Source organism: Microbacterium sp. (assembly GCF_047606685.1).
Classification (GTDB): Bacteria; Actinomycetota; Actinomycetes; order Actinomycetales; family Microbacteriaceae; genus Microbacterium.
Window position 1 is genome coordinate 40,874 of sequence record NZ_JASGEC010000060.1, and the last position, 12,005, is coordinate 52,878.

Below are 12,005 nucleotides of genomic sequence, written 5' to 3' on the forward strand. Positions count from 1 at the left end.
TGCAGCGACCAAAGTTGAGCGAGATGCCCCCCGCTGGAGCCCACAAGCACCACTCGCCCCTCCGCGGCGAGACTGCTGAGTGGCGTGCTTGCGGACATATTCACAGCATTGTACTGACGCGGAAGAGGCTCGTTGTCACCAGTCGGTCGAGGCAGTGGCAGACTGCCAGGTAGACTGTTGTGTTGATCACACCACAAGCCAGTCCAACGCTGGGGGGAGCGTAGAACGGAAGTGGACCCACTGACAACGGATGTCGGGAGGCTGGATGCCTCTCGCCCACTCAATGCTATTCGGCATCGATTGCCCACGATCGCCCTAATCACGGGCGCCGCTCTTGTTGGTGCCACGGTGTTCACCGCGCTGTCACCACGGACCTACGAGTCGAGCACGAGCGTGCTGGTGGCGCCCGTGTCGACCGGCGCAGATGTCGACATTGAGAACGGGCGGACGAAAGGCACCATCAACCTGGATACCGAGGCCCAGATCGTGCGGTCAGTCGCCCTCGCGGACGAAGTGGCCGACATGCTCGACTCCGACCTCTCTCCTCGAAAGCTGGCCGAGTCCGTCTCGGTCACAGTCCCGGCGAACAGCCAGGTCCTCGATATCACCTTCGAGGGCCCAACCGCCGACGAGGCGATGGCGGGCGCCAAGACCTACGCCGAGGCCTATCTCGATCAGCGTCGCACCAGCACTGAGGATTCTTTGGCGGACGCGCGCAGCGACATCCTCGATCAGATCGATGAGTTGCAGACGGAGTTCGCGGACGCGACCGCCCGCAGTCGCGACTCGAAGCTCAGCAAAGCCGACCGCACTATTGCCTCCACCAGACGAGACTTGCTCCTCAGCCAAATCTCTTCGCTCAACGCCAGCCTGACGTCGATCAGCGGGTCGAGAGTCGATCCGGGACACGTCCTCAGCACCGCGAACTATCCAGACAGCCCCGCCTCCCCCAGCTTTCCGATCAATTTGTCGGCAGGGCTCCTGCTAGGGCTGCTGATCAGTTTCGCGTTCGCCGTAGTGAGCGGGCGGTTCGACCATCGGATACGAACTCCACGTGACATCAGGCCGCCCACGGGAGCAGTGCGCGTGCATCAGGAACTCTTGAATCTCTCGGAAGGCATCGCTGAAGACCTCCCAGCGGACAACGTCGATCAGTTGAGGGTGGCAATCGATTCGTTCGGATCGAACGAGCCACGCGCTGTGCTGGTGGCTCCCGTGGGAGCGCACCGGGACGCCGACACTCTCGCACTCGCTCTCGGCCATTCCTACGCTCGCCGGCTTGGCTCTGCCACCTGCGCGATTGCAAGCACAGCCGAATCGAATGAAACAGAAGCGATTGGACTGACGGACCTCTTCGCCGGAGATGGGGCCGTGAAGCCTGTCGCGCTTGACGACTCGGGGCTGGCGGTGATCGGCCCCGGAAGAAACCCTGAGCGACTCGGCGTGATGCTTCAGCGGCCGCACGCCATCGAACGCGTGCTTCGACTGAGCGACACCGTCGTGGTCTTGTCTACTCCCTCACTTCACCTCTCGGCTGGCGCACAGTCCGTACTCCACGCGGTGGACCGGATCGTGCTCGTAGGTGTGGCCGGCTCCATGGACGACCGAGCGCTGGCACAGACGATCGAGGCTGTCGAACGGTCGCATTTCACAGGAACGACAACAGTTGTGCTGCTCAGCGCGGGTGATGAACTTCGGGATCGTCGCAAACGCCGGCTGGCCGGATCCGTGCCGAGCGACGAGGTCGAGGCGCGCGCAGTAGACGAGGCACCCGAGACGGAAAGCGAGGCTGGGACGGATCACCGCCCCGAGCGTCTGCGATCTGACAGCGCGAGCAAAGGCGGCCGTCCACGCCCGACCACAAACGAGGAAGCGTCGGGCAGCGCATGATGGTCTCGGTCCTCTCGACCGAGACCGCCGCTGGCAAGCGGACGCTACCCCCGTCTTGGCCGGTTTGGGCCGCCACCGCCGCGTACCCCCTGTGGTGGGCGCTCGGCCTCACCACCGTGATCTACCCCCTGCTCGCCGTTGTACTCGCCCTTCGTCTGCTTTACATGCGACGTCTCAAACTTCCGCCCGGCTGGCTGTTCTGGGCCATGTTTCTGCTGGTGGTCGTGGCGAGCATCGTCATGCTGGACGTGGATGCACCTGGCACGGCCACGCAAAGCGGGATAGGCCCGTACGGCGCCTATGCGCTGCGGTTTCTCGATTATCTGTGCTTCACGCTGCTGCTGCTGTACGTGGGGAACCACAGTGAACAGACGTTGCCCTTGCGCAGCGTTATCGCCGCGTTCTCAAGCTTGGCTGCGTCTGTGGGCCTTCTCGGACTAGCCGGCACACTCCTCCCGACATTCTCGTTCCGCACTCCGGCGAGCTACGTGTTGCCCGAGGTTCTCGTGGGCGACGGCGCGGCGAGGCTCGCGCAAGTGCAGGACATTCTCGGCGAGGGGGCAGCCCCGAGGCCCTCCGCTCCGTTCGACTACACGAACACGTGGGGCGAGGTCTTGTCGATGGCCATGGTGTGGCTCGTCGTGTATGCCGTGGTCTTCCGCGCACGGCGGAAGTCAATCGGTCTCGTCCTGGGACTCTCGATTATTCCGACCATCGCCTCCCTGAACCGGGGGATGTGGATCGGAATTGTGCTCACGATCGCGTACGTGGCGGTGCGACTCGCGATGCGGCTTCGCCTCGCCTTGGCTGTCAGCATCGTTGCGCTAATCGCGGTGGCGGGCGGCGTGCTCGCTATCTCCCCTGCTGGCGAGCTGATCGAGGCGAGGCTTGAGAGCGGGCATTCTGACCAGATCCGCGAGAACCTCGCGAATGACTCCCTCCGGCTAGCGAACGAGTCTCCAATTCTCGGCTTCGGGTCGACTCGTCGAACTCAAGGCTCCTACGAGTCGATCGCGATCGGGCCATCCGCGAGCTGCAGCCAATGTGGCGAGCGTGTTATTGGCAGCACGGGACAGCTCTGGCTTCTCCTGGTTGCGCAAGGCTGGCTCGGCACAATCCTCTACTTCACCTTCTTCGCATACGCGCTATGGACCTTCAGGCGAGATCACTCGCCAGCCGGGATCGCAGCGTCGGCAGTGATCCTTCTCTCGATCTATTACTCCTACTTCTACTCTGCGATCGGGACTCCTCTTGCGATGGCGATGCTCGCCGTCGCGATGCTGTGGCGCAGTGCTCAGGAACGCTCTCTCGCTGCGGAACAGATGAGCACCAATGACGGCGAGAAGAGCGGCCTCAAGCCATGATTGAAGAACCCCTCCTTGCCTGTCTGACTGACGTGTTCTCTTCCGACGGACAGGTCGGCATCCGCGATGTGCTTGCGCTCCCCACCTCTGGCGATCCACGCGCGTTTGTGCCCGTCGCTCACCGGCGGTCGGCCGCCCGTGCGCTGTGGAGACAGTACGCCGGGGGTGGAGCGCGCCGGAGGGCTGAGACCACAGCGCTGGCGTCGCTGGTGACGATTGGCTTCGCCGGCCGAGTTCCCCGATGGCGCGTGTCGTTTCCCGATCCGCCTTCAGAAAGCGCGTTCCACCCCTGGCTGCGAACAGTGCTGCACCAGCCCTATTACGTGGGCATCGTCTTGATCGGCCCGAGGCGCGCCAACAGGAAGCCTGTGGTGATGCTCACCGACCGTCAGGGTGCTCTCATCGCGGTCGCCAAACTCGGCTACAACCGCGTCACCCGGCCGCTGGTCCGGCATGAGGCCAACGCGCTGCGCGATGTGGCGGCCGCGCTCGAGGGTCGCGCGCACGTACCTGTGCTTCTCGCTTCCGATCGGCTTGAACACACAGAGGCGATGTTGATGAATCCGTTGCCCAAGATCAACTCGGGAAAGCGTGTATCAAGAGAGACTCTCGTGGCGGTCGTGCGCGGGATCGCTTCTTCGGCCGTGGGCAGACGCACCGACTTGTCCACGGTGATCGAACACCCTCGCATGAGGCCGATCGTGGACGCTGCCAACCGCGTCAGCGCTCGCACTAGCCAGGCACCGGTCGGTGCCGCACATGGCGACCTTCACGCAGGAAATCTCGGGGTTGCGGAAGACGGACGACCGGTGATCTGGGACTGGGAGAGATGGACACACGGCGTCCCCGTCGGGTTCGACCTGCTGCATCACGACCTCCAATCGTGGGTATCGGGCGGAAGCGATCCACAGGAGGCCGCTCGGCGTCTGCTCGCCACCGCGCCCGAGATCTTGGCTCCGCTGGGGGTCCCGACGCACCTTGCCGCTGACATCGCCTGCGACTACCTGGTACGGCTTGCCGCACGGTACGTTGACGATGCGCAGGATCAGGCCGGATCAAAATTGGGCACCGTGGAGAATTGGCTGTTCCCCGCCGTGCTCGACCACCAACAGAACGAGGAGCGCACGTGACGACCCCAAAAGACCTGCTCAGGCGTCTTGAGCCGCTTGCGCGAGGAACCGTGAGCACTATGGCTCCTGTCACTGCGGCTCTGCGGTTGAAGCCGGCGTTCTTGATCGTCGGCGGGCAGCGCTGCGGCACCACATCGCTCTTCAAGACACTCGCGCAACACCCCGCAGTGGCACGCCCCTTCATTTTCAAGGGCATCCACTACTTCGACATGCACTATTCGAGATCCTTCGCCTGGTACCGGGGGCACTTTCCGCTTGAAGTCACGTCACGCCTTCGTCGGCTTCGCGGAGCGGGTCCGATCACCGGGGAGTCCAGCCCGTTCTACGGCTTCCACCCCCTCGCAGCGCAACGGATCGCGAACGACCTTCCCAATGTCCGCCTCATCATGCTGCTCCGCGATCCCGTGGAGCGCGCATACTCTGCCCACAGCCATGAGCGCGCGCGCGGCTTTGAGAATGAGACGTTCGACCGAGCGCTAGAGCTCGAACAAGAAAGAACTCACGGAGAACGAGAGCGAATGATGCAGGACCCGTCCTACGTGAGCTTCCACCTACAGCATCACTCTTACATCGCACGCGGCCGGTATATCGAGCAGATCGAAGCGTTGCAATCCGCCGTCGGCAGGGAGCGTCTGCACGTCGTCGACTCGCACGAGTTCTTCACCCAGCCCGAAACCGTCTTCCCGGGGATCCTCCAGTTCCTCGGGTTAGAGCGCCACGCCGGCATCACCTTCGAACGGCACAACGCGCGAGACAGGAATCCCATGGAGACGAAGCTGCGCGAGCAGCTATTGTCGCGTTTCGACGAGTCAGATGCTCGTCTAGCCGAATGGTGGGGGCGTCCGCTTTCGTGGCGACAGTAAGCGGAGCGGATGACGGGGCCCGACACGAGGCGGCAGGCACGAAAAATGTCGCGCGAGGAGGCCTAGCCAACCTCGTCGGCGCGGGTTACTCAGGTGTGGCCTCTTTCGTCACAACGGTGATCGTCGCCCGGATCGCCACGCCACAAGACGCAGGCTTCTACTTCTCTGCGGTTGCGCTCGTGCTGATCGCTGCCGCGCTGGTCGAGCTCGGTGTGCCTGTCGGCTACGTGTACTTCCTGGCCAGATACCGAGGACTGGAGCGCACGGATGGCTTGCGCGGCATCCTCACTGCGGGCGCTGCACCGATGCTGAGCCTAGGGGTGATCGTTGCGGCCGTGGGAGTCGTTTTCAGGGAGCCGTTGGGGACGCTGCTTCTCGGCGACGAGGCCGACAGCCGTGCGATGATCATGACGATCGTGGCAGGGTCGGTCCTTCTTGCAATCGTCGCCGACAGCGCTCTGAGCGCGACTCGTGGCTTTGGCGTCATGCGGCCGACCGTGGTGGCCGACAAGTTTGTCAATCCCACTATCCAGCTAGCTGCGCTCTTGCTTCTGTCGGTCGTGGGTTGGACCGGAGGCGAAGAACTCGTCTGGACGCGCGCACTCGGTTTCGCCGCTGTCGCGGTGATCGGCACCGTCTGGCTCACCCGACTGCTTCGCCGGTATCCTCGCCCCCTCGGTGAGTCTCTGCGAGATGCCTGGACCCCGGAAGGAGCGACAACTCGAGCGTTCTGGAAGTATGCGGGACCACGCGCCGTTGGTCAGATCGCACAGGTCGGCGTCCAACGGGTAGATATCGTTCTGGTGGCGCTCTGGTTGAGCCCGTCCGAGGCGGCTGTGTACGCAGCCGCGACTCGGTTCCTCATATTCGGCCAGTTAGCGGCAAACGCGATCGGTACGGCAGTCCAGCCTCGGTTCAGCAACCTGACTGCCCGAGGCGAGATGAGCGCTCTGCAGGATCTCTACCGGACTTCAACCGCGTGGGTGATGTTCGCCACGTGGCCCTTCTACCTCACCTTCATCGTGCACGCAGACCTGCTGATGGATGTCTTCGGCGAGGTGTACGCGAGTGGCGCCTCGGTGCTCCGGATCCTGTCCGCGGCGATGCTGGTCGCGACAGCGTGCGGAGCCGTGGATGCAGTTCTGCTGATGGCGGGCCGGTCGACGTGGACGATGATCAACGCGTGGGTGGCACTCGTGGTGAATCTCGGACTGAACATCTGGCTGATTCCACGCCTCGGAATCCTCGGCGCCACGATCGCTTGGGTTGCAGCGATCCTCGTCAATAACGTCGTCCCACTCATCCAGGTGCTACGGGGCCTTCACGTTCACCCGTTCGACCGGATCACAATGCTGGCTGCCCTCGCCCCCGTCTTGCTGTTCGGAGTCGGACCGTGCATCGTGGCGCAGCTTGGGGGCGGGTTGGTCGGCGGGATCGCTTCCCTCACTGTGGCTGCGGCCATTTATTGCCCGCTTCTGTGGCGATGGAGGCGACCCCTTGGACTCGTTGGCCTCTTCCGACGAAATGGTCGCGGGAAGAGCTAACCTCCGACGACAGCCTTCCACGCCGCCTTCGACAGCGAATCCTTCAACCGGAAGTCACCTTCACTGCAGACGGTATCGAAGTAGGTGACGAACAAGGAGCCCTTGCCGCTAAGGTAGCTGGCCGTGCTCTTGAGCCAGGCTGCGCGGCCCGCGCCCTTGTCGCCGCCCATGAGGAGCGATCCTGTCTCGGCAATTCCGAACGGCTTGCCGGCGGCCTTGGAAGTCGCAACAACCTTGTCGAAGATGGACGAAGGAGACACGTAGGTGTCGTTGTACTGCCACGGGTTGTACGGATCCCATCCGAGGACATCGATGTAGGCGGATCCTGGGTAGTAGTCGCTGAACGTGCGACCCGAGCGAGAGTCCACCGTCCAGTCCATCAGAATCAGCGTGGCGTGAAGGTTGGGCTGGCACTCCTCTCGAGAGATGGACACAATTCGCTTCCACGCTTCGCGATAGTCCTTAGCGGTGAACTCGCCCTTGGTGATGTTGTCCTCAGGCTCATGGAAGTAGCTCCAGTAAATCTCCACATCCGTCGGCGCCGATTGGAACCATGACCGAAGCTTGCTGTCGTACTTTCCAGACAAGACATCCTTCGGCGCGATCTTGAACGAGACCACGAGGTCGGCTCCCTTCGCGACTGTGGCGGCCGTCCAGTTTGGCGGCGCCCCCGGATGGAAGATGCGAACAACCTCCGGCGTGCCGTAGGAGCTCTTTGCATAAGCCCAGGCTTCCGTGAGGACCTTGCCCCCCGGAATGTCGAGCGCGACTCCAAAGTCGGTGCCGCTCAAGGTGGTCTGCTGGCACGTCTGACCCGCGGAAGCCTCGGTAACGGCCTCTGCCTCGGCCTCTGCGTCAGCCTCAGCGACCGTAGACGCCGCGCTGGACACCACCTTCAGAGACAGATCATCAACCTGCAGCGGCTGATAGGGCGAGGCTCCGCTCGCCACCACGCTGAAGTCGAGCGCCGCGTTCGACTTCGTGGTGGTGAACGTGAATGTGACGTTCGTCCACTTAGCGTCACTCAGATGGAAGGAGCTGCCGTGCGAGACGACGGTCGACCCGACGACCTCGCGCACACGGAGTCGGCCGGAGAGAGACCCCCGCTGAGTGCGCACCTGCGCGGATGCCTGATAAGTCACACCCGAGTCTCCAGACGCGACCGTGCGCTTGGAATCACTGACTTTGAGGGAACCGCCCTTGGCAGCCCACACCGATCCGTACGCCCCCCTCTTCCCACTCCGAGGAACGAGCGTCTGAGATGCGCTACCGGACTTCCAGCCCGTGACGCCGTTTGCGAACGTGCCGTTCTTCACCAATTCTGGACCGGTCGTCTGTTCGACGGCAGATGCTGCCGCCACGGGCGACAGCGCTATCGTCACAGCAGCGAGGAGGGCGAGAGAGAGGCGTCCGGTGAGGCGGGGTCGGGCGGCACGGCGAACGTGATGAGGAGAGGTGGGCACGGGGGAACCTTCGGTCTTGGGGTACACGACAGGCGATTGTTGCTGTCGACCAGTGTTGGGGGCTTCGGGTCGGGAGCCTCGCACGGGGTGGTTCGGGGGCGCGAGACGCTCCTTCGACGGTAGCGGACAATGCACGGCCCATCCGAGCGAATGAGAGATGCCTCATTCCATCGTCATGTTGGTGTGGCCTGGCGCCAGAGCCCATCAAAGGGGATGACCAGAGCTCACGGGGCATGGATATCAGCGTGAAAGAGGGGTAGAGTCCTCGGAATCGAGAGGTCGTTGGGGGACGGTCGTATCGGGCCTTTCGATGGCCTTGGGGGTCTCATGAACAAGGTTGCACGTCTCCGCGACCGCATCGCCACCAACGTACCTCGCGAGCGTTTCAACCACAGAGTGATGCGCCGCGCAGTGGCCAGAGCAACAGTGGCTGTCGTCATCGCGTCGGCGGGAGCCGTCACGATCGCAATGCCAGCGCATGCGATCGCGTCCCGGACCGTCGCCTTTTACAGCATGGACGAGCAGCCGGCCCAGGCGACGCTCCGCGACTCGTCGGGCAACGGTCGCAACGGAACCATCGGTGCCGATGTCACGCCCGGTGTGATCTACGAGGGCGCCACCGCGCAGCGTTTCGCGACCCACCTGCCCAGCGATGGCGCATTCCCCGGCCATGTTGATCGCGTGCCGCACAACACGGACTTGAATCCTGACTCCGGTGACTTCTCAGTTGAGATCAGGCTCCGCACGACCTATCGGTTCGGCAACATCTTGCAGAAGGGCCAAGGCGCGACAGCCGGCGGGTACTGGAAGGTCGAGAACCCGGAAGGTCTGCCGAGGTGCCTCTTCCGTGGAGGTGACGGCGCCTCGCGTACTGGCTACTCGACAACCCCGATCAACGACGGTCAATGGCACACGATCCGATGCAATCGCACGTCGGCTTTCGTGGAGATGTGGGTCGATGGAGTGCGGCAGAGCCGGCTGAACGGCCAGACCGGGAACATATCGAACAGCTCGGAGATGTCGATAGGCGGGAAAGGCTCCTGCGACGGGCAGAGCGTGACATGTGACTACTTCGTCGGCGACATCGATTACGTGCGCGTCGAGAAAGGCGCTGGCGGCGCACCGAACTCCCCGCCCGTGGCGGTTGCGGACGTCGACTGCTTCGGGCTCGTCTGCACGATGACCGGTGCCGCATCCACCGATTCGGATGGCGCGATCCAGCGTTATCACTGGGACTTTGGTGACGGAACGGCCTACGACGGCTTCAGCACGCCCACCGCCACGCACACGTTCGCGACGGCCGGCACGCACAACATCGCGCTCTCGGTGACAGACGATCGTGGGGCGACCGGTTCTACGACCCGTGAGGTGCACGTCGCGCCTGTCTCGGAGAAGATCTCGTACGTCGGGCAGGCGACGAGCAATGGCAACGCGACCTCTCATCAAGTGACCGTGCCGAGCGCGGTTCAGGCAGGCGACGCACTGCTCCTGTTCGTCAGCCAGAACTCGCAGGCGAGCCGCACCGGGCCAAGCGGAGTGACAGGCTGGACTCAGGCCGACAGCATCGCCCAGGGATATGGCCGGACTACCGTGTGGTCGAAGGTCGCTCAGCCTGCCGATGCGGGCCGCCCGGTGCAGATGACCTTCTCGAGCATCTCAAAAGCCAACATGGTGCTGGTCGCCTACCGAGGAACGCACGCGACCAACCCTGTGTCGTCCTTTGCCGCAGCCACTGACAGCGCGAGCTCCGCAGTCCGAGTGACACCCCTCACCACAGCGGCAACCGCACAGAGTTGGGCGGTCTCGTACTGGATGCACGGCGACGCGTCGTCGTCCGCTTTGACCGCGCCCGACGGCGTCACGGTACGGAGCAACAGTTCGCAAACCGGCGGAGGACGCGTCACCGGCCTGCTCGCCGATAGCTCGGCATCCGTGCCGACGGGCGACTACGGCGGGTTGAGCGCGACGGCCGCGAGCGCAAGCACCACGAACACCGCGTGGACGCTGATTCTGCGGCCGAGCGAGTCGGGCTCTCCCGCGAACCAGCCGCCCACGGCATCGTTCACGACAGCCTGCGAGGCGCTGGTCTGCACATTCGACGCGTCCGCGTCAAGCGATCCGGAGGGTCTTCTCGTGTCCTACGAGTGGGACTTTGGCGATGGTGAGTCTCAAACAACCTCCGGCCCGTCGACAACCCGGACCTATCAAGCCGAGGGAACCTTCACCGTTCAACTCACGGTCGCAGACGGCAGCGGTCTGACGGGAACCACCACCCGGCAGGCGAACCCAACCGCGCCCGACCCCGATCCGACAAACATCGAGTTCGTCGACGTGGCGAGCGCCAATCGGACGAGCGCGACACACGCGATCACCATTCCGAGCTCCATCGAGGCCGGTGACACTCTCGTGATGTTCATGAGCGTGGTGTCCCCGGTGACCATCACCAACCCCGCCGGATGGCAAGCGCTCGACACCGCGGACGGCGGGAGCCTGCGCACCCGCGCGTGGTGGCGCACCGCGAGCGCCGGCGACGCGGGAGCGACTGTGCAAGTGCCCGTCGGCAGTTCGGTCAAAGGCAACCTGATGGTGGCCGGCTACCGCGGAGTCCAAGCCGGCCCGCCGACGTTCGCTGCCATGTCGGGCCAAGGGAGCACCTCGTCCCGGTCGACCCCGAACGCCACGGTTTCGGTGTCCGGTTCATGGGCTCTTTCCTTCTGGGCACACCGTGATGGCACGACCACCACGCTGTCGGTACCGCAAGGCGTGCAATCCCGAGCCACCGGAACTCAGTCAGGTGGCGGGCATGTCACGACCCTTCTGGCGGACTCGTCTGGAGGCGTTCCTCACGGCACCTACGGAGGGAAGGTGGCTGAAGCGGAGGCTGCAAGCACCCACGGCGTGACATGGACGATCGTCCTCCAGCCGGAATGAGACCGCCAGACGGTCACTGCTGGACGATCGTCCGCCATGCCTCCCTTGAGGGAACGTCTGTCAGCCTGAAGTCGTTGCCTCTGGATGACACGGTGTCGTAGTACGTGACGAACAGAGCTCCTTCTGCACGCAGGTAGACAGCGATATCCCTCAGCCATTCGGCGCGTTGCGTCCCGTTGTCGGCACCCATCAGCAGAGAACCAGTCTCCGCGATCGCGAATGGCTTCTTCTCCGCCTTCGACACCTCGATCGGCGCGCTGAAGATAGTGTCCGGCGACTGGTAGCCGGAACCGTCAATTGCGTTATACGGGTCCCAGCCCAGCACATCGACGTACGCGGCCCCCGGATAGTAATCATCGAAGTCCCGGCCCGATGCCGGTTCTACCGTCCAGCCCATCAGGATCAAGGTGGAGTGCAGGTTGGAGCGACATTGCTCGCGAGAGAGCATCGCAATGTGCTTCCAGGCCCGACGAAACTCGTCCGCGCTGAACGCACCGCGCTCGATCTCATCTTCCGGCTCGTGAAAGTACGTCCAGAACACTTGGACGTCGCGGGGCGCGTTGCCGAACCAAGCCCGTAGCGCGGCATCGTGTCGCCCCGTCAGAACGCTCTTCGGATCTATCTTGAAGGACACGACGAGGTCAGTGCCTTTGCGGGTCGAAATCTCCTGCCAGTCCGGCAGACCGCCGAAGAATACGCGAATCGCTCGCGGTGTGCCGTAGTTGGTCATCGCGACATCCCACGCCTCCGCGACGCTTCGGCCGCTCGACCGGTCAAGAGACACTCCAAACTCCGTTCCGTGAACGGTGTCGGTGGCGCA

General features: G+C 63.7%; 8 protein-coding genes. 6 read left to right on the forward strand and 2 right to left on the reverse strand.

Annotated features, from left to right (window positions below):
* The first annotated feature begins 231 nt into the window (after positions 1-231).
* The 5 genes from QM611_RS06820 to QM611_RS06840 are packed head-to-tail and all read left to right on the forward strand — an operon-like array spanning position 232 to position 6,791.
* Positions 232-1,890: a Wzz/FepE/Etk N-terminal domain-containing protein gene (locus QM611_RS06820; RefSeq protein ID WP_415079156.1), complete on the forward strand. Its 1,659-nt coding sequence runs from the start codon at positions 232-234 to the stop codon at positions 1,888-1,890.
* Positions 1,887-3,254 carry an O-antigen ligase family protein gene (locus tag QM611_RS06825; RefSeq protein WP_415079157.1) on the forward strand — a complete coding sequence of 456 codons (1,368 nt, stop codon included), beginning with the start codon at positions 1,887-1,889 and terminating at the stop codon, positions 3,252-3,254. The genes QM611_RS06820 and QM611_RS06825 overlap by 4 nt, the downstream gene beginning before the upstream one ends.
* On the forward strand, positions 3,251-4,384 hold the full coding sequence (locus tag QM611_RS06830) for a hypothetical protein (RefSeq protein WP_415079158.1): 1,134 nt from the start codon (positions 3,251-3,253) through the stop codon (positions 4,382-4,384). Before QM611_RS06825 ends, QM611_RS06830 begins: the two co-directional genes overlap by 4 nt.
* A complete protein-coding gene (locus tag QM611_RS06835; RefSeq protein WP_415079159.1) occupies positions 4,381-5,247 on the forward strand; it encodes a sulfotransferase family protein in 867 nt (288 codons plus the stop codon). Before QM611_RS06830 ends, QM611_RS06835 begins: the two co-directional genes overlap by 4 nt.
* Entirely contained in the window at positions 5,214-6,791 is a 1,578-nt protein-coding gene (locus QM611_RS06840) for a lipopolysaccharide biosynthesis protein (protein WP_415079160.1), read from the forward strand. Before QM611_RS06835 ends, QM611_RS06840 begins: the two co-directional genes overlap by 34 nt.
* On the opposite strand, the gene QM611_RS06845 is transcribed toward QM611_RS06840, so the two are convergent.
* Positions 6,788-8,173, reverse strand: coding sequence for a carbohydrate binding domain-containing protein (locus QM611_RS06845; RefSeq protein ID WP_415079161.1), 1,386 nt, complete (start codon positions 8,171-8,173; stop codon positions 6,788-6,790). The genes QM611_RS06840 and QM611_RS06845 overlap by 4 nt on opposite strands.
* A 408-nt stretch (positions 8,174-8,581) precedes the next feature.
* On the opposite strand from QM611_RS06845, the gene QM611_RS06850 reads away from it, so the two are divergent.
* Positions 8,582-11,185 carry a PKD domain-containing protein gene (locus QM611_RS06850; RefSeq protein ID WP_415079162.1) on the forward strand — a complete coding sequence of 868 codons (2,604 nt, stop codon included), beginning with the start codon at positions 8,582-8,584 and terminating at the stop codon, positions 11,183-11,185.
* A gap of 13 nt (positions 11,186-11,198) precedes the next feature.
* On the opposite strand, the gene QM611_RS06855 is transcribed toward QM611_RS06850, so the two are convergent.
* Positions 11,199-11,915, reverse strand: coding sequence for a glycosyl hydrolase (locus QM611_RS06855; protein ID WP_415079163.1), 717 nt, complete (start codon positions 11,913-11,915; stop codon positions 11,199-11,201).
* Between the last annotated feature and the right edge of the window lie 90 nt (positions 11,916-12,005).